This is a genomic window from Jiella endophytica, assembly GCF_004519335.1.
GTDB classification, from domain to species: Bacteria; Pseudomonadota; Alphaproteobacteria; order Rhizobiales; family Rhizobiaceae; genus Jiella; species Jiella endophytica.
Map to the genome: position 1 here is coordinate 605080 of NZ_SOZD01000001.1, position 24503 is coordinate 629582.

22 protein-coding genes are annotated in these 24503 nt (G+C 66.1%); 17 read left to right on the forward strand and 5 right to left on the reverse strand.

What is annotated here, in order from left to right; all coding sequences use genetic code 11:
* Positions 1 to 93: 93 nt before the first annotated feature.
* Positions 94 to 3588, reverse strand: a complete 3495-nt coding sequence (gene carB / locus E3C22_RS02830; RefSeq protein ID WP_134759994.1) for a carbamoyl-phosphate synthase large subunit — start codon at positions 3586 to 3588, stop codon at positions 94 to 96.
* 285 nt (positions 3589 to 3873) lie between these two features.
* On the opposite strand from carB, the gene E3C22_RS02835 reads away from it, so the two are divergent.
* A complete protein-coding gene (locus tag E3C22_RS02835) occupies positions 3874 to 6138 on the forward strand; it encodes a pentapeptide repeat-containing protein (protein ID WP_167591603.1) in 2265 nt (754 codons plus the stop codon).
* 367 nt (positions 6139 to 6505) lie between these two features.
* On the opposite strand, the gene E3C22_RS02840 is transcribed toward E3C22_RS02835, so the two are convergent.
* The 3 genes from E3C22_RS02840 to carA all read right to left on the reverse strand — a co-directional run bounded on the left by E3C22_RS02840 (position 6506) and on the right by carA (position 8827).
* Positions 6506 to 6763, reverse strand: coding sequence for a helix-turn-helix domain-containing protein (locus E3C22_RS02840; protein ID WP_134759998.1), 258 nt, complete (start codon positions 6761 to 6763; stop codon positions 6506 to 6508).
* 505 nt (positions 6764 to 7268) lie between these two features.
* The gene (locus E3C22_RS02845) at positions 7269 to 7610 is read right to left on the reverse strand and encodes a hypothetical protein (RefSeq protein ID WP_134760000.1); all 342 of its coding nucleotides are present in this window, start codon (positions 7608 to 7610) and stop codon (positions 7269 to 7271) included.
* A gap of 20 nt (positions 7611 to 7630) precedes the next feature.
* Positions 7631 to 8827 (reverse strand): glutamine-hydrolyzing carbamoyl-phosphate synthase small subunit, encoded by a 1197-nt coding sequence (gene carA, locus E3C22_RS02850; protein WP_134760001.1) that lies wholly within the window; start codon positions 8825 to 8827, stop codon positions 7631 to 7633.
* Positions 8828 to 9164: 337 nt separating this feature from the next.
* Here carA and E3C22_RS02855 point away from each other — a divergent pair, with 337 nt between their 5' ends.
* The 9 genes from E3C22_RS02855 (at position 9165) to E3C22_RS02890 (ending at position 17545) form a co-directional block, all read left to right on the forward strand.
* A complete protein-coding gene (locus E3C22_RS02855) occupies positions 9165 to 9614 on the forward strand; it encodes a GatB/YqeY domain-containing protein (protein WP_134760002.1) in 450 nt (149 codons plus the stop codon).
* A 286-nt stretch (positions 9615 to 9900) separates the two neighbouring features.
* Entirely contained in the window at positions 9901 to 10269 is a 369-nt protein-coding gene (gene rpsM, locus E3C22_RS02860) for a 30S ribosomal protein S13 (RefSeq protein ID WP_134760003.1), read from the forward strand.
* A 170-nt stretch (positions 10270 to 10439) separates the two neighbouring features.
* Positions 10440 to 10829, forward strand: coding sequence for a 30S ribosomal protein S11 (rpsK, locus tag E3C22_RS02865; protein ID WP_134760005.1), 390 nt, complete (start codon positions 10440 to 10442; stop codon positions 10827 to 10829).
* A gap of 222 nt (positions 10830 to 11051) precedes the next feature.
* Entirely contained in the window at positions 11052 to 12086 is a 1035-nt protein-coding gene (locus E3C22_RS02870; protein WP_134760007.1) for a DNA-directed RNA polymerase subunit alpha, read from the forward strand.
* A 165-nt stretch (positions 12087 to 12251) separates the two neighbouring features.
* Positions 12252 to 12674 carry a 50S ribosomal protein L17 gene (gene rplQ / locus E3C22_RS02875; protein WP_134760009.1) on the forward strand — a complete coding sequence of 141 codons (423 nt, stop codon included), beginning with the start codon at positions 12252 to 12254 and terminating at the stop codon, positions 12672 to 12674.
* Positions 12675 to 12824: 150 nt separating this feature from the next.
* Positions 12825 to 13841 (forward strand): NAD-dependent epimerase/dehydratase family protein, encoded by a 1017-nt coding sequence (locus tag E3C22_RS02880; protein WP_134760011.1) that lies wholly within the window; start codon positions 12825 to 12827, stop codon positions 13839 to 13841.
* A 402-nt stretch (positions 13842 to 14243) separates the two neighbouring features.
* A complete protein-coding gene (locus tag E3C22_RS24865) occupies positions 14244 to 14372 on the forward strand; it encodes a hypothetical protein (protein WP_280987443.1) in 129 nt (42 codons plus the stop codon).
* Positions 14373 to 14592: 220 nt separating this feature from the next.
* Complete coding sequence (locus tag E3C22_RS02885) at positions 14593 to 16176, forward strand: DegQ family serine endoprotease (protein ID WP_134760013.1); 1584 nt, start codon at positions 14593 to 14595, stop codon at positions 16174 to 16176.
* Position 16177: 1 nt separating this feature from the next.
* Positions 16178 to 17545 carry a replication-associated recombination protein A gene (locus tag E3C22_RS02890; protein ID WP_134760015.1) on the forward strand — a complete coding sequence of 456 codons (1368 nt, stop codon included), beginning with the start codon at positions 16178 to 16180 and terminating at the stop codon, positions 17543 to 17545.
* Between the two features lie 3 nt (positions 17546 to 17548).
* Here E3C22_RS02890 and E3C22_RS02895 read toward each other — a convergent pair whose 3' ends face one another.
* A complete protein-coding gene (locus E3C22_RS02895; RefSeq protein ID WP_134760016.1) occupies positions 17549 to 18301 on the reverse strand; it encodes an SDR family NAD(P)-dependent oxidoreductase in 753 nt (250 codons plus the stop codon).
* Positions 18302 to 18683: 382 nt separating this feature from the next.
* Between E3C22_RS02895 and E3C22_RS02900 the strand changes: the two genes are divergently transcribed.
* The 7 genes from E3C22_RS02900 to E3C22_RS02930 all read left to right on the forward strand — a co-directional run bounded on the left by E3C22_RS02900 (position 18684) and on the right by E3C22_RS02930 (position 24501).
* Positions 18684 to 20300, forward strand: a complete 1617-nt coding sequence (locus tag E3C22_RS02900; protein WP_134760018.1) for a BCCT family transporter — start codon at positions 18684 to 18686, stop codon at positions 20298 to 20300.
* A 94-nt stretch (positions 20301 to 20394) separates the two neighbouring features.
* A complete protein-coding gene (crcB, locus tag E3C22_RS02905; protein ID WP_134760020.1) occupies positions 20395 to 20772 on the forward strand; it encodes a fluoride efflux transporter CrcB in 378 nt (125 codons plus the stop codon).
* 138 nt (positions 20773 to 20910) lie between these two features.
* Complete coding sequence (locus E3C22_RS02910; protein ID WP_134760022.1) at positions 20911 to 21744, forward strand: aspartyl/asparaginyl beta-hydroxylase domain-containing protein; 834 nt, start codon at positions 20911 to 20913, stop codon at positions 21742 to 21744.
* Positions 21745 to 21775: 31 nt separating this feature from the next.
* Positions 21776 to 22720 carry an NAD-dependent epimerase/dehydratase family protein gene (locus tag E3C22_RS02915; RefSeq protein ID WP_134760024.1) on the forward strand — a complete coding sequence of 315 codons (945 nt, stop codon included), beginning with the start codon at positions 21776 to 21778 and terminating at the stop codon, positions 22718 to 22720.
* Between the two features lie 190 nt (positions 22721 to 22910).
* On the forward strand, positions 22911 to 23099 hold the full coding sequence (locus E3C22_RS02920) for a hypothetical protein (protein ID WP_134760026.1): 189 nt from the start codon (positions 22911 to 22913) through the stop codon (positions 23097 to 23099).
* Positions 23089 to 23379 carry a type II toxin-antitoxin system RelE/ParE family toxin gene (locus E3C22_RS02925; RefSeq protein ID WP_134760028.1) on the forward strand — a complete coding sequence of 97 codons (291 nt, stop codon included), beginning with the start codon at positions 23089 to 23091 and terminating at the stop codon, positions 23377 to 23379. The genes E3C22_RS02920 and E3C22_RS02925 overlap by 11 nt, the downstream gene beginning before the upstream one ends.
* 132 nt (positions 23380 to 23511) lie before the next feature.
* Positions 23512 to 24501, forward strand: coding sequence for an RluA family pseudouridine synthase (locus E3C22_RS02930; protein WP_134760030.1), 990 nt, complete (start codon positions 23512 to 23514; stop codon positions 24499 to 24501).
* Positions 24502 to 24503: the final 2 nt, after the last annotated feature.

Sequence of the window (24503 nt, forward strand, 5' to 3'; positions counted from 1 at the left end):
TGACCCGAACGGCACCGCCGCTCCGGACCAGCAGGACTTTCAAAATGGCTGAGCTCGCCGGAGGCGCCCCTTTCGAAGGGGCGCCCGACACCGTCAGGCGGCGGTAAAATACGACTGCAGCGGCCGAACTTCAAGATTGCCGCCTTTCAGGGCGGCGATCGCCTCCGCCGCGGCGACCATGCCGGCGAGCGTCGTATAGTAGGGCACCTTGTGGATCAGCGCGGCCCGGCGCAGCGAGCGCGAGTCCGACAAAGCCTTGGCACCCTCGGTGGTGTTGAGGACGAGCTGGACCTGGCGGTTGCGGATCGCATCCTCGATATGCGGGCGGCCCTCCAGCACCTTGTTGATCTTCGTCGCGGCGATGCCGTTGGCCGTCAGGAAGCGCTGGGTGCCGCCGGTGGCAAGGACCTGGAAGCCGAGATCGGCGAGACGGCGCACCGCCGGCAGGCAGCGGTCCTTGTCGGAATCCTTCACCGAAACGAACACCGTGCCCTCGCGCGGCAGGTCGACGCCGGCGCCGAGCTGCGCCTTGGCGAAGGCGATCGCATAGTCGGTGTCGAGGCCCATGACCTCGCCGGTCGAGCGCATCTCCGGCCCGAGCAGCGTGTCGACGCCGGGGAACCTGGCGAAGGGGAACACCGCTTCCTTCACGGCGATATGGCGGACATTGTGGGTGTCCGGCCGGCCACCATATTCGGCAAAGGCGGCATCGAGGCTCTCGCCGGCCATCACGCGGGCGGCGATCTTGGCGATCGGCCGGCCGACCGTCTTGGCGACGAAGGGCACGGTGCGCGAGGCGCGGGGATTGACCTCGAGGACGTAGATCTCGCCGTCCTTGATGGCGAACTGGACGTTCATCAGCCCGCCGACATTCAGCGAGCGGGCCAGCGCCTCCGATTGCCGGGCGAGCTCGTCCGTCGTCTCCTTCGACAGGGAATGGACCGGCAGCGAGCAGGCCGAATCGCCGGAATGGATGCCGGCCTCCTCGATATGCTCCATGATGCCGGCGACGAAGCTCTGCGACCCGTCGGAGAGGCAGTCGACGTCCACCTCGATGGCGTCGGTCAGATAGCTGTCGAAGAGCAGCGGGTTCTTGCCGAGCAGGGTGTTGATCTGGCCGGTCTTGTCGTTCGGATAGCGCTGCTTGATGTCCTCCGGCACGAGGCCGGGCACGGTGTCGAGGAGATAGCTCTGCAGCATCTGCTCGGAATGGATGATCTGCATCGCCCGGCCGCCGAGGACGTAGGACGGGCGCACCACCAGCGGGAAGCCGATCTCGGCGGCGACGAGCCGCGCCTGCTCGACGGAAAACGCGATGCCGTTGTTCGGCTGCTTCAGGTCGAGCTTGACGAGAAGCTTCTGGAAGCGGTCGCGGTCTTCGGCAAGGTCGATCATGTCCGGCGCGGTGCCGAGGATCGGGATGCCGTTCTTCTCCAGCGCCTCGGCGAGCTTCAGCGGCGTCTGGCCGCCATACTGCACGATCACCCCGACGAGCTCGCCGGATTCCTGCTCGGCCTTCATGATCTCGATGACGTCCTCGGCGGTCAGCGGCTCGAAATAGAGCCTGTCCGAGGTGTCGTAGTCGGTCGAGACCGTCTCCGGATTGCAGTTGATCATGATCGCCTCGAAGCCCGCATCCTTGAGGGCGAAGGCGGCGTGGCAGCAGCAATAGTCGAACTCGATGCCCTGGCCGATGCGGTTCGGCCCGCCGCCGAGGATGACGACCTTCTTGCGGTCCGAAACCCTCGCCTCGGAGCGCAGCTTGCCGGCAAAGGGCCGCTCATAGGTCGAGTACATGTAGGGGGTGGGCGAGGCGAATTCGGCAGCGCAGGTGTCGATGCGCTTGTAGACCGGCCTGACGCCCAGCCGGTTGCGCAGCTCGGCGACCTCCTTCGGCCGCTTCCTCGTCAGGCTGGCGAGGCGGGCGTCGGAAAAGCCCATGGATTTGAGCAGCCGGAGATTGGCGGAATCCTCGGGCAGGCCGATCGCGGCGATCTTCTTTTCGGTGTCGACCAGCGCCTTCAACTGGGCGAGGAACCAGCGGTCGATCTTGCAGGCGGCGTGCACCTCCTCGATGGTCAGGCCGAGGCGCATCGCCTGGACCACCATGCGCAGGCGATCGGGGGTGGGCGTGCCGATGGCGGCGCGGATGGCGTTCTTGTCGTCGCCCTGGCCGAGGCCCGGGATCTCGATCTCGTCGAGGCCGGTCAGCCCGGTTTCGAGGCCCCGCAGCGCCTTCTGCAGCGATTCGGCGAAGGTGCGGCCGATCGCCATGACCTCGCCGACGGACTTCATCGCCGTCGTCAGGATCGGCTCGGCGCCGGGGAACTTTTCGAAGGCGAAGCGCGGGATCTTGGTGACGACATAATCGATGCTCGGCTCGAAGGAGGCCGGCGTGGCGCCGCCGGTGATGTCGTTCTCGAGTTCGTCCAGCGTGTAGCCGACGGCAAGCTTCGCCGCGACCTTGGCGATCGGGAAGCCGGTGGCCTTGGAGGCCAGCGCCGAGGAGCGCGACACCCGCGGGTTCATCTCGATGACGACGAGGCGGCCGGTGTCCGGATTGACGGCGAACTGCACGTTCGACCCGCCGGTCTCGACGCCGATCTCGCGCAGCACCGCGATCGAGGCGTTGCGCATCACCTGATATTCCTTGTCGGTGAGCGTCAGGGCAGGGGCGACGGTGATCGAGTCGCCGGTATGGACGCCCATCGGATCGACGTTCTCGATGGAACAGACGATGATGCAGTTGTCCGCCTTGTCACGGACCACCTCCATCTCGAACTCCTTCCAGCCGAGCACCGATTCCTCGACCAGCACCTCGGTGGTCGGCGAGGCGTCGAGGCCGGTCTCGACGATCTCGAAGAACTCCGAGCGGTTGTAGGCGATGCCGCCGCCGGTGCCGCCGAGGGTGAAGGAGGGGCGGATGATCGCCGGCAGGCCGATCTCCTCCAGCGCCGCCGCCGCAGTGGCGAGCGCGCGGCCCATATAGCGCTGCTTGCGCTCGCCCTCGCCATGCTCCCACTCGGTCTCCAGCGCGTCAAGCCGCGCCTCGCGCTCCGCGGGATCGGTGGTCTCGCGGGTGATCGCGGCCCTTCGCTCCTCGTGGGCGGCGCGGTCGGCGGCCTTGGCCTCGCTGGCATTGGCGAGCATCGACTTCGGCGTCTCGAGGCCGATCTTCGCCATCGCCTCGCGGAACAGCGAACGATCCTCGGCCTTGTCGATGGCATCGGCATCGGCGCCGATCATCTCGACGCCGTAGCGCTCCAGAACGCCCATGCGGCGCAGCGACAGAGCGGTGTTGAGCGCCGTCTGGCCGCCCATGGTCGGCAGGATCGCATCCGGCCGTTCCTTGGCGATGATCTTGGCGACGACTTCGGGAGTGATCGGCTCGATATAGGTCGCATCGGCGAGATCGGGATCGGTCATGATCGTCGCCGGGTTGGAATTGACCAGGATGATCCGGAAACCTTCCTCGCGCAGCGCCTTGCAGGCCTGGGTCCCCGAATAGTCGAATTCACAGGCCTGGCCGATGATGATCGGGCCGGCCCCGACGATGAGGATCGATTTGAGGTCGGTGCGTTTGGGCATGGGGCGGTCGTCCGGTCTTTTTGCGCGCGCCAAGAACGGCCGCGCGACAAAAGCGGCGGCCGGTGCGGCGAGGGATCCTGAGGCTGAGGCCGGCTTATAGGGAAGCCGCGCCGAAGGCGAAAGGGGGCGGGGGAGGATTCCGCCTTGCATGGCCGCCACGCGATGCCGACGGGCAGGTTGCGACTATCGCGCCAAGTGACCCTGGGTTATGTTTGCCGTGGATGGCGCGGCCGATCGCCGTGGGGTGATCACGGTCGGCCGACCTTCCCGGGGAGAGCGAATTCGGTGAAGCACCGCTCCAGAGATTGGGACGTCCGCCCCATTTCGCTGCGGGCGCTGCTTCTTCCCAAGGGGCTGAGTTTTCTGCTGCCCAAGGAGGAGCATTGTGTCGCAGATCTGTTTGACGCTCATCGCCGGGCACGAGAAAGAGAGCGGACCGGTGAGATCGATCGCGCCGCAATCGTCGGCGCCTTCGGTACGGACGACCCCGAGGCCATTTCGCCTCAGGTCCCGACGGTCGAAAAGGCGGTCAATGAAGCCGCGTCCCGCGTCCGCGCAACCTGGCTTACCTACATTCTGTTCTGGACGTATCTGGTCATTTCGACCGGTTCGGTGACGCATCTCCAGATGTTTCTCGACGAGGGCGTGAAGCTTCCGGTTCTGGATGTCGATCTGCCGCTGACAGGCTTCTTCTTCGTCGCGCCGACGCTGTTCGTCGTCATGCATGCCTACCTCCTCGTTCAGCTATGGGAACTGCGCGAGCGGGCGGACGGGTGGCGGCACCTTACGCGGCATCTCATGCGAAGCGATGGCGGATACCATCAGATGCGGCAGATGCTCGATCCCTACGTGGTCCTCCAGGCCATCACGCTTCCGGCGCAATCGCGAAAGGACCGAAGGTACCGAAACATTCTCGCCGCTATCGTCTGGCTGACGCTTGTCGCCGCGCCAGTCAGCCTTTTGGTGTTCATGCAGATCCGCTTCCTGCCCTATCAGAGCGAACCGATCACCTGGGCGCATCGCGGGCTGCTCGCCGTCGACTTGACCTTGCTTTTGATGCTCTGGGCAGGCGGGCGGTCCGGCAAACGCTCGGGACGGCCCGGCGGAAAGATCGCGGCCTGGGGTTCCAGCCTGGCTCTCGTCGGCCTGTCGGTCTTTTGCCTGGTGTTTCCCGGGGAGTGGGCGGACCGGACCGGACCACGCTGGGCCGTGCGGCAGGCGCTCGTCGGCGACTGGGATCAGACGACCTTTCGGCACGGCGCGGAGGAACCGGGCCGTCTGGACGATCCGCTCAAATGGTGGCAGGCCGGCCTCTTCTCGAACCGCATCATGCTTACGGTGGACGATCGGGTCGTGGATCGCGACGAGCTTTGGAAGCTGGAGCATAGGGAGAACGGCAAGCCGCGAGAAGGCGTGGCTCTCGAGCCGGTCAGGTCGTTCCGAAACCGCATTTTTCGCAGCTCTCATCTTGCCCAGATCGACATGAGGCGCGTGAGCTTCGAAGCGGCGCAGCTGCAGGGGGCGTCGCTGTTCGGGGCGCGGCTGCAGGGGGCGTCGCTGATTGGGGCGCAGCTGCAGGGGGCGTCGCTGCTCGGGGCGCAACTGCAGGGGACGTCGCTGGACGGGGCGCAGCTGCAGGGGGCGTCGCTGTTCGGGGTGCGGCTGCAGGGGGCGTCGCTGATTGGGGCGCAGCTGCAGGGGGCGTCGCTGCTCGGGGCGCAACTGCAGGGGACGTCGCTGCTCGGGGCGCAGCTGCAAGGGGCGTCGCTGTTCGGGGTGCGGCTGCAGGGGGCGTCGCTGGACGGGGCGCAGCTGCAGGGGGCGTCGCTGGACGGGGCGCGGCTGCAGGGGACGTCGCTGGACCGGGCGCAGCTGCAGGGGACGTCGCTGGACGGGGCGCAGCTGCAGGGGACGTCGCTGGACGGGGCGCAGCTGCAGGGGGCGTCGCTTGCCAACGCTTATCTGTGGCGGACGGTTCCGCTAGAGGAACGAGGAGTAGCGTTTCGGCTTGCCAAGAGCGCAGTCGCTCCTGTCACATTGTCGGATTCATTCTCCGAGGAAACAGTCGTGCTCGACGGTCCGGCAGTTACGAAACTGATCGGGCAATGGACGGCCGGCATTCCCGACGGAGAACGAAAGGTCGATGCCCAAAAGCGCCTCTCCATACTCTCTCCAAATGCGCTGACCCCGGATCGCGACGAGCGGATCGTCGCTTACTGGACTGCGGCCGAGGCCAACGCACCCAGTGATTTCGCTTGGGCTGCAATGAACGCTGAAGCGATCATCGCGGCAGCATGCCGGGCCAATGGGCCCACTAACTATTTCGGCGCTCCTCACGCCGCGAACGGAATCGCGACGAATGGCGTGCTCGATGGGCTACTAAGCATCGATGCAAAACGTGCGCGATCGGCTGCCCTCGTTTTGCTCGGCCGGGATTTGGGAAAGCCATGTCCCGGCGCCGAGGGTATCTCCGACAAAGCGAAAGCGCGGCTCGAAGATATTTTGGCACATGCGGATGCTACTCTGTCGAAATCGACAGCGACCCAGTAATGCCGATCGACATCGGTCGGGCGTTGGAAGCGCGGACACCACCCCAGCGCTCCGCTTCGCCCGCGCTGACACAGCCTGTCCGAGCGCCGCTGCGCCGGGCAGGATCGGCGTCGACGGATTGGCAGAGGCATCAACACGTCGTCATCCCGGCCCCCGAGCCGGGATCCATTCCAAATCGCCGAAGTTGGCGAACCGACCCATGCCGGCACTCGGATCATTCTGCACCGAAGAGCCGTTTTGATGCAGAGGCATGGATCCCGGCTCGGGGCCGGGATGACGACGCGGGGATGATTCCGGGCGGTCGTCGATGCGGCGTATGCCTGGCAAAACTCGCCTAGAGAAAGCTACAAATCGATGCGTGGAGGCGTCAGCTCTCCTGCGAAGCGTCTGCCATCTCCGCCTCCACGCCCCGCGGCGCAATCACCGCACCGTCATACGCCTCATAGCCTAGCGCCAATGCCACGCAGGCGAGCTCGACGTTCTTCGGGATCGCCACCGACTTGCCGTCGCGATGGCCCTTTTCGTAATACTGGATGACGCGCTTCTTGAGACCGAGCTTGTCGGCCGCCTCCTTCTGCTTGAGCCCGAGGCTCTTGCGCCAATCCTTGAAGCCTTCCGGGGTCATTCCGCCTCTCAACTCGTTCAACTCTACGCGCGCCGTGGCCGCCACGGGCGGCTGTGCCGCTATCCCGCCGCGCCGGCGCCGTTCCATCGACGCCGCGCCGCCATGTTCACCCTGCGCCGGCCGGCGCCGCTGCTCCAGCGCCGCTCGCGCCGCGGTTTACCCTACGCCGGCCGCCGCCGGCGCCGCTGACCCACCACCGCTTCCGCCGCGGGGCAGGCAGTTCCATTTCCCGCCCGGTCCATCCGCCGCGCCGTCCGGCAGATGCGAACGGCGCCCTTCGGCTCATGGCATCGACCATGCTCGCCCGACAGCATGCGGCGCTGTTTCGTCTGAACTCGCCAGCCGTTGCCCGGTTGCACCATCCCGGTCGCTCCGTCTCGTTCCAGACCCAGCCTGCACAGGCCTGCAGCGCCCTTCGTGCCGCGGCGCGGGACAGATCGTCACGGACGCATGCATTTAGGTGGCCAATATAAAAACGCACGATGTGCGTCAATATGGCATGCACTCAGTGCGTTTTTCCGTTGACGTTGGCGCACCATGTGCGCATATTTGCGGGTACGGGAATTCCAGCGTCATTCTCGGATAAGTTTTGTCCCGTAAAGTCATCCGAGTGCAACGAATGTGGAAAGGGTGAGCTGCCATGTTGGCGGATATTCTGGTCGGCCGCTCTTCTTGCGGCGGCGACCGTGACCGAGACGATCTGCATCGTCATGCGACCTTCGCCTGCGGCATCAAGTCCTTCATGAAGAGGATCATGAAGCTCTTCAGCTTCGCCTGAGGCGATGCGGCAAACGACAAGCGGCGCCGGAGGCAACTCCGGCGCCGCTTGTCGTTTCGGCAGTGTCATATGGAGAAAGAGGGCGCCGGTCAGGCCGCCCGCTTCGCCCGGCGCTCCTCGATCAGGTCGAAGAAGCGGCTGAAGAGATAGTGCGAATCCTGCGGGCCGGGCGAGGCTTCGGGATGGTGCTGGACCGAGAAGACCGGCTTGCCCGAGAGCCTCAGGCCGCAATTGGTTCCGTCGAAGAGCGAGCGGTGGGTCTCCTCGACGCCGGCCGGAAGCGTGTCGGCGGCGACGGCGAAGCCGTGGTTCATCGAGACGATCTCGACCTTGCCGGTGGTGAAGTCCTTCACCGGATGGTTGGCGCCGTGATGGCCCTGATGCATCTTCTCGGTCCTCGCGCCGAGGGCGAGGGCGAGGAGCTGGTGGCCGAGGCAGATGCCGAAGAGCGGCACGCCGGCCTCGACCAGTTCGCGGATCATCGGCACGGCATATTCGCCGGTGGCCGCCGGATCGCCCGGGCCGTTCGACAGGAAGACGCCGTCAGGCTGGTGGGCGAGGATTTCGTCGGCGCTCGCCGTCGGCGGCATGACGATCACCTCGGCGCCGAGCCCCGACATCAGCCGCAGGATGTTGCGCTTGGTGCCGTAGTCGACGGCGACGATCTTGTATTTCGGCTCGGACATCTCGGCATAACCGGCGTCCCAGATCCACGGCGTCTCCTTCCAGACGGCGCTCTGGCCGACGGCAACGGACTTGGCGAGGTCGAGACCGACAAGGCCGGGCCAGGCCTTCGCCCGCGCCTTCAGCGCCTCGAGGTCGAATTCGCCGGCCTCGGAATGGGCGATGACGGCGTTCGGCATGCCGTTGTCGCGGATGAAGGCGGTGAGCGCCCGCGTGTCGATCCCCGACAGGCCGACGACGCCGCGGGCCTTCAGCCAGGCGTCGAGGCCCTCGGACGAACGGTAGTTCGACGGGGCGGTGACGTCGGCCCGGAAGATCGCTCCGACCGCGCCGAAGGAATTGGCGGGGGTGAGATCCTCGTGATCGTCGGTGTTGGCGCCGACATTGCCGATATGCGGGAAGGTGAAGGTGACGATCTGGCCGGCATAGGAGGGGTCGGTGAGGATCTCCTGATAGCCGGTGAGGGCGGTGTTGAAGCACACCTCGCCCTCGACGGCGCCCTCGGCGCCGACGCCGTAGCCCTCGATCACGGTTCCGTCGGCAAGCACGAGCACCGCCGTGGTCTTGCGCTCAGTCCAGGCTTCGCCGGCCATCGTCGTCATCCTTGTGCATCCGTTCGTGCTGTGATCTTCGCAAGGCCTGCCCCTGCTGTGGCGGCTGCGCGCAGACGTCATATCAGTGTCGCGTCAGGCGTGGGCAAGGCATCTTGCGCAAAGTTCGCGACGTCTCTACATCCAGCCGACGCCGACGGGCAAGTGCATCCCGGCGCCGGAAGTAGTCCGGCGAGCCGATGCAAACAGGCGACATTCAGCCTTTTCCTGCCAGGATTCTGATCGCGCCCGGCGCGATTCAGCTTTACGTCGGCCCTCAACAGGTATTGCACTACGCTCAAGCGAGCGCGCCCGGACGGCGCGCGATCGAACTCGAAAGTCAGGCACCATGCGCGAGCATCTTACCGACGCTCTCAACGCCGCAGTCAAACAGCAGGACAAACGCCGGATCAGCACCCTCAGGCTGATCAACGCCGCGATCAAGGATCGCGACATCGCCAATCGCAGCGCCGGTCGCGACCCCGTCAGCGAGGAGGAGGTGCTGCAGATCCTTCTCAAGATGATCCGGCAGCGCGAGGAATCGGCGCGCACCTACGAGGACAATGGCCGGCTCGAACTCGCCGAGCAGGAGCGCGAGGAAATCGCCGTCATCCGCGAGTTTCTGCCGCCGCAGCTCGACAGCGGCGAGATCGAGCGCGCCTGCCGCGAGGCCGTCGAACAGACCGATTCGAAGGGGCTGCGCGATGTCGGTCGCTGCATGAACATGCTGAAGCAGCGCTACGGCGGCAAGATGGACTTCGGCAAGGCCTCCACCGTGGTGAAGGGCCTCCTGCGCTAAAGGAACCGCCGGGCCGTTCGGGGCGCCGGCGCAGGCAACGGCATGCCGTCCGGGACGGCGCTTTGCAGCCGTTTTGCGACGCGCCGCAAGCAACGCCGCTCCGGTTGACTTCCACAGAACATCTGCCTATAGCCAGCCCATTCGCGATCACTGCGGCTGGCACGGGGCTCGAATCGAGGACCGGCCGGCCGTTTTCGGCCATGCGCCCCCGCGTGAACGAACGGGCCGACCGCCCAAGGACCAAGCGGGCCGAAATGGCCTGCCCTGACATTTTAGGAGAAGCGACGTGGCTCGTATCGCTGGCGTCAACATCCCATCCGGCAAGCGCGCGATCATCGCGCTGCAGTACATCCACGGCATCGGCCCGTCCTTTGCCCGTGAGATCATGACCAAGGCGAACATCGCCGTGGAGCGCCGCGTCAACGAGCTGAGCGACGCCGAAGTGCTGCAGATCCGCGAGATCATCGACCGCGACTATCAGGTCGAGGGCGACCTTCGCCGCGAGACCGCGATGAACATCAAGCGTCTGATGGACCTCGGCTGCTACCGCGGCCTGCGTCATCGCCGCGGCCTGCCGGTGCGCGGTCAGCGCACCCACACCAACGCCCGCACCCGCAAGGGTCCGGCGAAGGCGATCGCCGGCAAGAAGAAGTAAGTTTTTTTGCGATCGGGCGCGGTCTGCGCCCGTTCCGAAAGACGCCTCGATGGGACAATCGCGCGGCCGGCATCGGCTGTTGCAGCCCCGAGGCGGGTCGGCGCGGATTTTCGCGCCGCAGGTGGAGCCGCCGGAACTACGGCGGTGTCGAGATCGAACAGGAAGTTTGAATGGCCAAGGAAGTCCAGCGCGTTCGCCGCCGCGAGCGCAAGAACATTTCGTCGGGTGTGGCGCATGTCAACTCGACCTTCAACAACACGCTGATCACCATCACCGACGCCCAGGGCAACGCCATTGCCTGGTCCTCGGCCGGGGCGCAGGGCTTCAAGGGATCGCGCAAGTCGACTCCCTTCGCCGCGCAGATCGCCGCCGAGGATTGCGCCAAGAAGGCGCAGGAGCACGGCATGCGGACCCTCGAGGTCGAGGTCTGCGGTCCGGGTTCGGGGCGTGAGTCGGCACTGCGCGCCTTGCAGTCGTCGGGCTTCACCATCACCTCGATCCGCGACGTCACGCCGATCCCGCACAACGGTGTGCGGCCGCGCAAGAAGCGCCGCGTCTGACCGCTTGATCGACCGGCGCGCCGTTCAAGGCGTGCTGGATCTGAAGCGCGGCGGCCGGGGCCGCGACGAGTTCGGGGCCGCGATTGCGGCCATATAGGCGGGGCGCTCGGCGCTCCGCTGTTCGAGTTTCCGGAGGCAGGCTGCGGCACCGCCATGCAGCCGCCCGGTTTCAGAGCTTTCGCCACGAATGGATGGTGGCGAGGAAACTGAGAGGCATTCCCCATGATTTCCAGCAACTGGCAAGAGCTGACGAAGCCGAACCAGCTTGTCTTCAAGAACGAGAACGCCCGCAACAAGGCGACCCTCGTCGCCGAGCCGCTCGAGCGCGGTTTCGGCCTGACGCTCGGCAATGCCCTGCGTCGCGTGCTGCTGTCGTCGCTGCGCGGCGCCTCGGTGACCGCCGTCCAGATCGACGGCGTCCTGCACGAGTTCTCCTCGATCCCGGGTGTTCGCGAGGATGTCACCGACATCGTCCTGAACGTCAAGGAGATCAACATCGCCATGCAGGGCGAGGGACCGAAGCGCATGGTCGTGCGCAAGTCGGGCCCGGGCGTCGTCACCGCTGGCGACATCCAGACGGTCGGCGACATCTCCGTCCTGAACCCCGAGCATGAGATCTGCACCCTCGACGAGGGCGCCGAGATCCGCATGGAGTTTACCGTCAACACCGGCAAGGGCTATGTCCCGGCCGACCAGAACCGCGCCGAGGATGCGCCGATCGGGCTGATCCCGGTCGATTCGCTGTTCTCGCCGGTCAAGAAGGTGTCCTACAAGGTCGAGAACACCCGCGAGGGTCAGGACCTCAACAAGGACAAGCTGACGATGACGATCGAGACCGACGGCTCGATCTCGGGCGAGGACGCCGTCGCCTATGCGGCGCGCATCCTGCAGGACCAGCTCTCGGTCTTCGTCAACTTCGAGGAGCCGCAGCGCGACGTGCGTCCGGGCGCTCCGGGGGCGGCGGACGACCAGATCGCCGAGCTCGCCTTCAACCCGGCGCTGCTCAAGAAGGTCGACGAGCTGGAGCTTTCGGTCCGCTCGGCGAACTGCCTGAAGAACGACAACATCGTCTATATCGGCGATCTCATCCAGAAGACCGAGGCGGAGATGCTGCGCACCCCGAACTTCGGCCGCAAGTCGCTGAACGAGATCAAGGAAGTGCTGGCCTCGATGGGCCTGCACCTCGGTATGGAAGTGCCGTCCTGGCCGCCGGAGAACATCGACGACCTGGCCAAGCGCTACGAAGACCAGTACTGAGACATCGCACCCGGCTGACCCTCACGGTTGGCCGGGCGCTTCGGCGTGACGTGAACGTGGCGCCGCAAATCATTCAAAGGCACGGCGGCCCGTCATCCGGCGGGGACGCAAAGATACCGACCTCCGGCGCAAAGCCGGCTCTTTCGAGACCAAGGAAACACCACCATGCGCCACGCCAATCGCGGCCGTAAGCTCAACCGTACCGCCAGCCACCGCAAGGCTATGTTCGCCAACATGGCGGCTTCGCTGATCGAGCACGAGCAGATCGTCACCACGCTTCCCAAGGCGAAGGACCTGCGTCCGATCGTCGAGAAGCTGATCACCCTCGGCAAGCGCGGCGACATGCATGCGCGCCGTCTGGCCGCTTCGCGCCTGCGCGACGAGGCCGCCACCGCCAAGCTGTTCGACACGCTGGCCGGCCGCTATGCCGAGCGCCAGGGCGGCTACTGCCGCGTCCTCAAGGCCGGCTTCCGGCGCGGCGACAACGCGCCGCTCGCCGTCATCGAATTCGTCGACCGCGATCCGGAAGCGCGCGGCGCCGCCGACCGCGCCCGGCTCGAAGCCGAAGGCGCCGACGAGGCCGCGTAAGCGCGAGGCGTTTTCGAGACAGCATTCGTGAGGGGGGCTTCGGCTCCCCTTTTTCTTTGCCCGGAGCGACTGCGAACGGCTCGGAGAGCGCCGGAACGGCAGCGGACGGCGACCGTTTCAAACCGTGACGAGCGGCAGTGGAGGCAGACGATGGCGGGCGAGCGGGTCCTTTTGACGGGCGCCAGCGGCTTCATCGCAAGGCATATCGCGCTTCTTCTTTTGGCCGAGGGATACCGCGTCCGCGGCACCGTGCGCTCCCGCGACAAGGGCGAGAGGCTCGAGAAGCTGCTCGGTGCGGCAGGCGCGGCGACCGACCGGTTCGAGCTTGCCGAGGCCGATCTCACCCGGGATGCCGGCTGGGACGCGGCCGCAAAGGGATGTGATTTCGTCTGCCACACCGCGTCGCCGCTGCCCGTCCGCCAGCCGAAAGAGCGGAACGCGCTATTGCCGGCCGCACGGGACGGAACGGTGCGCGTCGTCCGGGCCGCGGCGAAGGCCGGCGCGAGGCGCCTTGTCCTGACCTCCTCGGTCGCGGCGGTGGCCTACGGCCATGCCGGGGAACGCAAGGAGAGCTTCTGCGACAGCGACTGGTCGAATGTCGATTCGCCCGAGATTTCCGCCTACGCGATCTCCAAGACCCTCGCCGAGCAGGCCGCCTGGGAGGTGGCGAAGGGCGAGGGGCTCGCAATGGCGACGATCAACCCGTCGGTTGTCGCAGGTCCGCTTCTCGGCGAGGATCCGGGTGCCTCGGTGAGGCTCGTCCTGATGATGATGAGAGGCAAGCTGCCGGTCGTGCCGAACGTCTCCTTCGGCGTCGTCGACGTCAGGGACGTCGCCAGGGCGCATGTCGCGGCGCTGACCGCAGAAGCGGCGGCGGGGCGTCGCTTTCTGGTCACGGCGGGGCCGCTGACCCTGATGGAAATGGGGCAGGCGATCGCCGAGGCCGTGCCCGAATGCCGGGGCAAGGTGCCGCGCCATGTCGTGCCGGATGTCGTCACGCGGCTTGCCCGCCGCATGATCCCCTCGGTACGGGCCGTGCTGCCGGAGCCCGGGCGCCGCTCGATCTTCGTCACCGATCCGGCGCGACGGATTCTCGGATTCGACCCGGCCGACCCGCGCCAGGCGATCGCCGAGACCGCGCTGAGCCTGCAGGGCAGGGTGTTCTGACGGTACCAGGACATTGGCCGCCGCACCTGCGCCCGGCGGTTCGAGGCGCCGCAGCTGGGGGCGACACAGCCGCTCTGCGACTGGTTGGCTGGCGGATTTAACCTTCTCGGAAAAACGCGCGAAAGCCTCGCGACACCGTGATTTACGCAGCGTAAGTTTTGGTGTTAAGGCTGAGCCCAGCGAAAACGGCCAGTGTGGCCCAAATGATATCGTCACGCCTGGGGCGACGTGCGATATGCGCCGCACATTCGATTTTCGTCCGCAACGAGGCAACCAAATTCGGCTCTGATCCTTTCATGTCATGAACGGGGCAAAACGCCACAACATTGTGGCAGCGTTTACGCGGTTGAAACAATCTTCATGAATGATGCGAGAACAATGAACACGACTGGCCGGAGTACCATGCGTCGCACCCTCCTCACTCTTCTTGGCGCCATCGCCGCTTTCGGCGTGTTGACGGCGAGCTACGCCACGGCGGAGCTGCCCACCGAAGGCGGTGCCAGCGCGATCGTGAGCCAGGCCGGAAACTGAAGATCCGGCGACAATCCGCTTTCGATGTAAAAAGGGGCCCGCGAGGCCCCTTTTTCGTGCCATTGCTCTGGTCTATCCCGGCGTGACGCCACCGGCGGGACGATCGCGAGTCGATCGTTCGGCGGGTGCGCCATTCGAGATGGCGGGCGCGGCCTTCCCCGTAGCAGCGGGAGCAGGGCGGCGGGTCCGCGCATGATCGCGACAGTCCCTGCGAGGCGAAATGAAGCTGAAACTCCTGGCGCTTGCGGCAGTCCTCTTCGGCGGTACGGCCTTTGCCGTCCCGGCAGTCATCAATGAAAATGCGCCCTTGCATCATCTGCTGGCGCCGCTCGTGCCGCAGGAGCCGGTGAGGCTGACGCCCGGCGACGATTCGCTGAGGGAAGGGCTCGGCCTCGACGACGAGCCGCGCTGGCAGGCCTCCGACGCTCCGGCTCCGACGCTGGTCGCGGCGCAGGGTTCCGAAACCGGCGCGAGCGCGCAAAGCCGGGTTCCGCAGTCGCAGGCGGAGATCAAGCTCTCCTTTGCACCATTGGTGAAGGCGACGGCCCCGGCGGTGGTCAATGTCTATGCTGCCCGGCAGGTCTCCTCGCGCCGCTCGCCCTTTGCGGACGATCCGTTCTTCGGCCAGTTCTTCGGCAATCGCTTCGATTCGCCGCCGCGCATGGAGCAGTCCCTCGGCTCCGGCGTCATCGTCGACAAGTCCGGGTTGGTGGTCACCAACAATCACGTCGTCCAGGGCGCCGACGAGGTGAAGATCGCCTTCGCCGATGGCCGTGAGTTCGAGACCAAGGTCCTGTCGAAGGACGCGACCGTCGACCTCGCCGTCCTCAAGATCGAGGGCGGCGACGGGCCGTTTCCGATTATTCCGATCGCCGATTCGGACGATCTTCAGACCGGCGATCTGGTGCTCGCCATCGGCAATCCGTTCGGCATCGGCCAGACGGTGACCAACGGCATCGTCTCGGCGCTGGCGCGCAACCATATCGGCGTCAACGACTTCGGCTTCTTCATCCAGACCGACGCGGCGATCAATCCGGGCAATTCCGGCGGTGCGCTGATCGACATGTCCGGCCAGCTGGTCGGCGTCAATTCGGCGATCTATTCGCGATCGGGCGGCTCCAACGGCATCGGTTTTGCCATTCCCTCAAACATGGTGGCGACCTTCGTGCGCGCAGCGAAGAACGGCGGCCGCTTCGAGCGGCCCTTCGTCGGCGCCGATTTCGCGCCGGTCACCCCGGACATCGCCGAGGCCCTCGGCCTCGACCGGCCGTCCGGCGCGCTGGTCCGCTCGATCTATCCGAACGGACCCGCGGAAAAGGCCGGGCTCAAGGTCGGCGACGTGGTGATGAAGGCCGAAGGCCGGGAGATCGCCACCCCAGACGCCCTCGACTACCGCTTCGCGACCCTCGGCATCGGCAAGACGGTGAAGCTCGACGTCCTCTCCTCCGACGAGACCGAGCATCTGTCGCTGGCACTTGAACAGGCGCCGGAAAAGCCGGCCCGCGACGCCCGCGACATCTCCGGCCGCAACCCCTTTGCCGGTGCGACGGTCTATAATCTGTCGCCGCGGGTCGCCGGTGAGTTCCGCCTGCCGCAGGACAAGACCGGCGTCGTCGTCGCCAAGGTGGCGCCGCGCTCGCTGGCCGCGCGCTTCGGTCTTGAAGCCGGCGACATCGTGCTGGAGGTGAATGGCGAGAGCGTCGATTCGACCAAGACCCTCGATGCCATTGCCGGCGAGAACTATCGCGGCTGGCAGTTCGACATCGAGCGCGACGGCCGCCGGCTGACCCAGGTCGTGCGCTGACATGGGCGATCTCTTCGGCGAGGATCAGGAACGCAGGCCAACACCGCAGCCGAAAGGCCGGAGCGAGGCCGGCGAGCGGCGCAACGACCGGCCGGAACCGCCCCGGCCGCTTGCCGACCGCCTGCGTCCCCGGAAACTCGCCGAAGTCGTCGGCCAGGAACATCTGACCGGCGAAGGCGGCGCGCTGACCCGCATGCTCGCCAACCGGAGCCTCGGCTCGCTGGTCTTCTGGGGCCCGCCCGGCACTGGCAAGACCACCGTCGCGCGGCTGCTGGCGAGCGAGGTCGACTACGCCTTCGAGCAGATCTCGGCGATCTTTTCCGGCGTCGCGGACCTGAAGAAGGTGTTCGAATCGGCCCGGCTCAGGCGCCAGAACGGCCGGGTGACGCTGCTCTTCGTCGACGAGATCCACCGCTTCAACCGCGCCCAGCAGGATTCCTTCCTGCCGGTCATCGAGGACGGCACGGTCATCCTCGTCGGCGCGACGACGGAAAATCCGTCCTTCGAATTGAACGCCGCGCTTCTGTCGCGGGCAAGGGTGCTGACCTTCCGCTCGCTCGGGCCGGACAGCCTTGGCCGGCTGCTCGTCCGCGCCGAGGAGGAGACCGGCAGGAAACTGCCGCTCGACGATGCCGCGCGGGGGCTTCTCCTCAGCCTTGCCGATGGTGACGGCCGGGCGGTGCTGACGCTGGCCGAAGAGGTCTGGCGCGCGGCGGGCGAGGGCGAGACCATGGACCCCGAGACGCTCCTCTCCGTCGTCCAGCGGCGTGCGCCGATCTACGACAAGGGCCAGGACGGCCACTACAATCTGATCTCGGCGCTGCACAAGTCGGTGCGCGGCTCGGATGTCGACGCCTCGCTCTACTGGCTCGCCCGCATGCTCGATGCCGGCGAGAACCCGCTCTATCTCGGCCGCCGGCTGGTCCGCATGGCGTCCGAGGACATCGGCCTTGCCGACACCAACGCGCTGACAGTGGCCCTCGCGGCCAAGGACGCCTACGACTATCTCGGCTCGCCGGAGGGCGAGCTGGCGCTCGCCGAGGCGACGGCCTATCTCGCCGCCGCGCCGAAATCCAACGCCGTCTACGTCGCCTACAAGGCGGCGGTGCGGGCCGCCAAGGAGCACGGCTCGCTGCTGCCGCCGAAACACATCCTCAACGCCCCGACCGGGCTGATGAAGGACGAGGGCTACGGCTCGGGCTACCGCTACGACCACGACCAGCCGGACGGTTTTTCCGGCCAGGACTATTTTCCCGAGGAGATGGGAAGGCAGCGCTTCTACGAGCCGACCGATCGGGGCGACGAGCGCCGGCTCGGCGAGCATCTTTCGCGGCTTGCCCGGCTGCGCGAGGAACGCGGGAAGACCTAGGCGTCAGATCGCGGTGAGGCCGCCGTCGATCGAATGCACCGCGCCGTTGATATAGGGGCAATCGTCGGAGGCGAGGAAGGCGACAAGGCCGGCGACCTCTTCGACGGTGCCGTAGCGCCTTGCCGGAATGCCGCGGCTGCGCTTGGCTTCCGAGGATCCGATGGTCTCGTCCAGCCGGCCGATCATCCGGCTTCGGATTGGGCCGGGATTGATGCAGTTCACCCTGACGCCGTGCGGCGCGGCCTCGGTGGCGGCAACCCGCGTCAGCCCGACGACGGCGTGTTTGCTGGCATTGTAGCCCCACATGCCGGGCGAGCCCGTCAGGCCGGAGGCGCTGGACGAATTGACGATCGACCCGAAGCCCTGACCGAGCATCACCGGCAGGACGTGCCTGAGGCCGAGAAACACCCCCTCGACATTCACCGCCATCACCTTACGAAAATCCTCGATGCCGTAATCGGCGATGCGGGCGATCGGACCGTCGATGCCGGCATTGTTGAAGAAGACGTCGATGCGACCGGCGAGGGCGAGGGCCCTTGCGACATAGTCGCGCACGCTGGCTTCGTCCGTGACGTCGGCTTCGATGGCGAGGAGATCTCCGTCGACTGCCCGGCGCAGGCTCGAAAAATCACGGCCCGGCCGGTCGACCGCGACGATCCGGCCGCCGCGCCTTGCCATCAGCGCAGCGCTTGCCGTGCCGATCTCGCCGGCGGCGCCGGTGACGAGGATGATCTTGCCGTCGAGCGGGGCGTCCATGGCTGCGACCTTCCTGTCGGCACTGGTACCGGCGTCGATGGGGCGCTTCGCGAGCGCCCGCCGGTTCAATATGCCGCGACGGCTGCCTTCGCCCACTCCCTGGTATGGAGCGACCCGATCCGGCGGGGCAAGATCGCCGATCGACGGCCGGATCGCTGTCACGGAACCGTCGCATCCGCTGGCGTCGGTGGCGGCACCAAGAACCGGCAAACGCACGGCTTTTCCGGGAATGCGGCCAAAATCGGCCAGAAAAGCGTCCGAACGGGGTTGATCGACGGGACCCGGAGCCATCTAATTGACCTATCGAGGGCGGGCCGCCAGCGGCTCGTCCCATCCGCGCGCCTGGCAAGGGCGCTTTTTTCATTCCAACGACGAGGTCTCGATGTCATCTCAACAGACCACCGAGATACCCGACGTGTCGGTGACCGACTACGAAGTCGGCCAGGACAACATCCAGCGTTTCGGGCTCGATATCCACAATCCGGTCTTCCCGATCTCGGCGAGCGTCATCATCGCTTTCGTCGCTTTCGCGCTGCTCTTCCCCGAGCTGGCAGACGGATTCTTTGGCTGGCTGCGCCCGGCGATCACCTCCACCTTCGACTGGCTGTTCCTTCTGGCCGGCGACGTCTTCGTCCTGTTCTGCCTGGTGCTGGTGGTCTCGCCACTCGGCAAGATCCGCCTCGGCGGCAAGGACGCCAAGCCGGAATTCGGCTATTTCGGCTGGTTTGCCATGCTGTTCGCCGCCGGCATGGGCATCGGCCTGATGTTCTACGGCGTCTCCGAGCCGATCACCCATTTCACCTCGTCCATGGCCGGCGGCGCCGATGCGCCGCTGATGGGCGCGGCCGGCGATACCGACGCGGCGCGCCGCCTCGGCATGGCCGCCACCATCTATCACTGGGCGCTGCACCCCTGGGCGATCTACGCCGTGGTGGCGCTCGCGCTGGCCTTCTTCAGCTACAACTGGGGCCTGCCGCTGACCATGCGCTCGGTGTTCTATCCGATGCTCGGCGACAGGGCCTGGGGCTGGCCGGGCCACATCATCGACATCCTTGCCGTCTTCGCGACGCTGTTCGGCCTTGCCACCTCCCTCGGCTTCGGCGCCGAACAGGCCGTCGGCGGACTGAATTATCTCTTCGGCGTGCCGGACACGATGCTGTCCAACATCGTGCTGATCGTGCTGATCACCGGCGTTGCGCTGACCTCGGTGGTCGCTGGCCTCGACGCCGGCGTGCGCCGGCTTTCCGAAATCAACATGGTGCTGGCGCTGCTGCTCCTGCTCTTCGTGTTCTTCGTCGGACCGACGATTCAGCTGATCCAGGGCTTCGTCGGCAATACGGTGGCCTATTTCCGCGACTTCATCCCGCTGTCGAACCCGTTCGGCCGCATGGATGACGGCTACCGCACCGGCTGGACGACCTTCTACTGGGCCTGGTGGATGAGCTGGTCGCCCTTTGTCGGCATGTTCATCGCCAGAGTGTCGCGCGGCCGCACGGTGCGCGAATTCATCACCTGCGTCCTGATCATCCCGACCATCGTCTCGATCATCTGGATGACGGTGTTCGGCGGCACCGCGCTGACCGAGACGATCGGCGGCTTCAAGGGCATCGTCGATGCCGATCTCGAGGTGAAGCTGTTCGAGATGCTCGGCCAGCTGCCGCTGACGCAGATCACTTCCTTCATCGGCATCATCCTGGTCATCGTGTTCTTCGTCACCTCGTCGGATTCCGGTTCGCTGGTGATCGACACGATCACCGCCGGCGGCAAGATCGACGCGCCGGTGCCGCAGCGTGTGTTCTGGGCGAGCTTCGAGGGGCTGGTGGCGATCACGCTGCTGCTCGGCGGCGGCCTCGCGGCGCTGCAGGGCGCAGCGATCGCCACGGGGTTCCCCTTCGCGATCCTGCTCCTCCTGCTCTGCTGGTCGACCTGGAAGGGGCTCGCCGACGAGCGCAAGCAGCCCTTCCTGGAGAAGATGAAGGCCAAGGGCCACAAGGTCTGAGGCAGGGCTCTTGCCCGCAAGACGACGCGAACCCGGTCGGCGCTTCTGGCGCCGGCCGCTTTTCTTTCAACGATGACGAGACTGGTGTTCCTGTATGTACAACGTCCTGCTCGTGGCGCTCGGCGGGGGGATCGGCGCGGCCCTCAGGCACCTCTCCGGGATCGCCGCCATGCGGCTTCTCGGTGCGGGCTTTCCCTATGGCACGATGTTCGTCAACGTCGTCGGCTCCTTCGTCATGGGCGCCTTCATCGAGCTTTTGGCCCGGCGTTTCGGCGCCTCGGCGGAACTTCGGCTGTTCGTCGCCACCGGCGTTCTCGGCGGCTTCACGACCTTTTCCTCCTTCTCCCTCGACACCGCCTTTCTCTATGAGCGCGGCGACCTGGCGCTTGCGGCGGTCTATGTGATCGGGTCGGTGGTCATCGGCATCGCGGCGCTGTTCGCCGGGCTCGGCGTGGTGCGGGCGCTCGGCTGACCCCCTCACGCTGCCGGCTTCCGTTGCGGGAGCGGCAACCTTGGCTCTTGCGCAGTTGCTTTTGGGAGGAGTAAGGCGGCGACGCGGAGCGGCCGATGCCTGCTGCCGTCCGCCAGTATCCGAGTCGGGGGCGACGACATGACCCGCAAACAGAAGAAACTGATCCGGCGGATCGCCATCGCGGTGCCGCTGGCCCTCCTGTGTCTGTGGCTGATCCCGATCGTCACGATCGTCTGGATCGCCTGCGGCCTGATCGATGTCGGCCGCAACAAGGGCAAGACGCAGCTGATGTACAGCCGCTACTTCACAGGCAACGGCATCCCCACCTGGCTGCTCTCGCCGTTCAACCTCCTGATCGACCTCGTCAGCTACAGAAATCCCGGCGTCTGGCGGCTGGAGGACTTTCCCGCCGAGTGGCGTGCCGAGATCGAGACCGTCCTCGACACCTTCCGCGCCCGGAAAAGCGAGATCATCGCCGACATCGACTCCCAATTCGCCGAGGGCCGACGCGGCATGTATGTCTATCAGTGGTACGGCAAGCGCTTCGTCGACAACGTCCCGGAATTCAACCACGACTTCCGCTATGTGAAGACCATTGCGGTCTCGGTGTTCTCCGGCAAGGAATCGACCACCTGGCACTATGGCCCGCTGCGGCTGACCCTGAGGGTGCTCCTCAACCTAGCGCCGGCCGACAGCGACCGGGTGTTCATAGAATGCAACGGCGTGAAGCACCTGTGGCGCGACGACCCGCTCTACATCTTCGACGACACGCTGTTCCACCAGTCGGTGAACGAGGTGGACGCGCGGCGCTACAACGTCTTCATGGACGTCATCCGGCCGAGCCCCGTGCCCGGGCTGCTCTCGACGCTGCTGATCGGCGTCTCGGCGCTGGCCGACCGGCTGAAGGCGATGTTCTACAAGAACTGGAAGATGATCGACCGCCGCGGCGGCGCGCCGACACCGGCGGAATAGGTCGCATCGCGGGGCGACCGAGGGAGGCCGAATGCGCATTCTCCTGACCGGCTCGTCCGGATGGCTCGGCCGATTCCTGGCGCCCCGGCTGAAGGCGCGGGGCGACACCGTCACCGGCCTCGATGTCGCGCCGGGCCCCGATACCGACGTGATCGGCTCGGTCGCCGACCGGGCCCTGATCGACCGGGTGTTTGCCGAGCACGGCATCGAGGCGGTGATCCATGGCGGCGCGCTGCACAAGCCGGACATTGCGCGCTATCCCAGGCAGGCCTTCATCGACGTCAATGTGACCGGGACGCTGAACCTTCTCGAGGCCGCGGTGCGGGCCGGTCATGATCGCGTCGTCTTCACCTCGACGACGTCGCTGATGATCTCGCAGGCGATCCGTGAGGAAGCCGGCGAGACGGCGGTCTGGCTCGACGAGACGGCGGGGCCGCTCCAGCCGCGCAACGTCTATGGCGCCACCAAGCTCGCGGCGGAGGGGCTCTGCCGGCTGTTCCATCTGGAGCATGGGCTGAAGGTCGCGGTGCTCAGAACCGCGCGGTTCTTTCCCGAGGAGGACGACACGCTCGACCATCTGCCGGGCGAGAACCTCAAGGCCAACGAGTTCCTCAACCGCCGGCTGACCGTCGAGGACGCCGCCGAGGCCCATGTCGCCGCGCTCGACCGGGCAACCGGCTTCGAGGTCTTCGTCGTCTCGGCGCCGACGCCCTTTGCCAGATTCGAGGCGGGTGAGCTGAAGAGCGACGCGGCGGCGGTGATCGCGCGGCATTTCCCCAAGGCGGAGGAGCTTTATGCGGCGCGTGGCTGGCAGCTGCCGCGCTCGATCGGCCGGGTCTACGACGCCAGCCGCATGGAGCGGATCCTCGGCTTTCGCTGCCGCACCGATTTCGCCGCGGTTCTGCAGGCGCTGGAGGAGGGCGGCGAGATGCCGTTTCACCACGACCCGGCTTATGTCTCGCCGAAAGAGATTTGAGTTTCGGCCGAGGTGGCGTTTCAGGGAGTAGCGCACAGGGCGATCGTCTGAAGCCGGTAGCCGTATTCGCGAGTGGCCTGATCTCCCCCTCAAGGGAAGAGATCGAAGCGTCGGTGGCGGCGGTTGCCCTCAAGCGATCGCCCTGCAGGAGCGTATTGGCGTTTGAGGCGCCTGGCGGTAGTATGAGTGCATGGATGACTTCCGATCAGACGATCTGGACGGTTACTTGAGACCGGTTCGCGACGACGAAGTGGCGTCGAATCATCGCGTCTGGATGAACGAGCAGATCGCTGAAACGCTTGCCAAGAAAGAGCGCGGCGAGATGAATTACGCGCCGCTCGATCAGGTGCGCCGGGCTTTCAAGCTGGATGCATCTTAGGATATCAGAGGACGCGGAAGCGGACCTTCGCTTCCTGCGCGACTATCTCAACCCCCGCAGCCCGCAAGCCTACCAGCGCATTCTGATTGCGATTTTCGCTGCCTTCGATCAGCTGGAAGTCTTTCCGCTGCTGGGGAGGGAGGGAGAGGTGGCCGGAACGCGGGAGTTGACCGTTCCGCGGACGCCGTACCGCATCGTCTACAGCCTGCCGAATGCCTATTTCCTCGATGTCGAACGCGTCCTGCACGGGAGCTTGAGATATCCGAGCGACGAAGACTAGGCGTGGTTGGTGTGTCTGTCCGCTTCGAACGCGGCCGGCGTTCTCATTGCCCAACGGCACGGCATTCTTTAGGAGACAGGGCACGCGGGGCCTTGGCACGAGCCGGCTGCGAGCATCGAAAGGCATAAGACATTGGCAGGCGTCGAGCAGCGACGGGTGGATGAGGACGAGGCGGGGCTGCGGCTCGACCGCTGGTTCAAGCTGCACTATCCGGGGCTCGGCTTCGGCCACCTGCAGAAGCTCCTCAGATCCGGGCAGATCCGCGTCGACGGCGGCCGCGCGAAGTCCGACACCCGCGTCGAGCCCGGCCAGATGATCCGCGTGCCGCCGGTCGGCAGCGACGCCAAGACCCTCGACCACACGCCGCTGACGCCGAATACCATGCGGCATCGGGAGGACGGCGACGTCCTGTCGAAGATGCTGATCTACGAGGACGACAAGGTCTTCGTCTTCAACAAGCCCGCGGGGCTCGCCGTGCAGGGCGGCTCGGGCGTCGCGCGCCACGTCGACAAGATGCTGGAGGCCTGGCGCAACAAGAAGGGCGAGAAGCCGCGCCTCGTCCACCGGCTCGATCGCGACACTTCCGGCATTCTCGTCGTCGCGCGGACTCGCGGCGCGGCAACGCAGCTCACCAAGGCATTCCGCGAACGCGACACGCAGAAGCACTACTGGGCGATCGTCAAGGGCGTGCCAGCGCCGCGCGACGGCCGCATCTCGACCTATCTCGTCAAGGAGCAGACGCCCGACGGCGACCGCATGCGCATTGCCAAGCATGGCGACGAAGGCGCCGACCACGCGCTGTCCTATTACCGGGTGATCGACCAGGTGGCGCAGAACTTCGCCTGGCTGGAAATGCAGCCGCATACCGGCCGGACCCATCAGCTGCGCGTCCATGCCGCCCATCTCGGCCACCCGATCCTCGGCGACCCGAAATATTTCGAGCACGACACCAACTGGGAGTTTCCCGGCGGCGTCCAGAAACGGCTGCATCTGCATGCCCGGCGGATCGTCATTCCGCATCCCGACGGCAAGGGCACGATCGACCAGATCGCCCCGCTGCCGCCTCACATGGTGCAGACCTTCAACCTCTTCGGTTTCGACGAAGCCGCCCTCGACGATTGAGC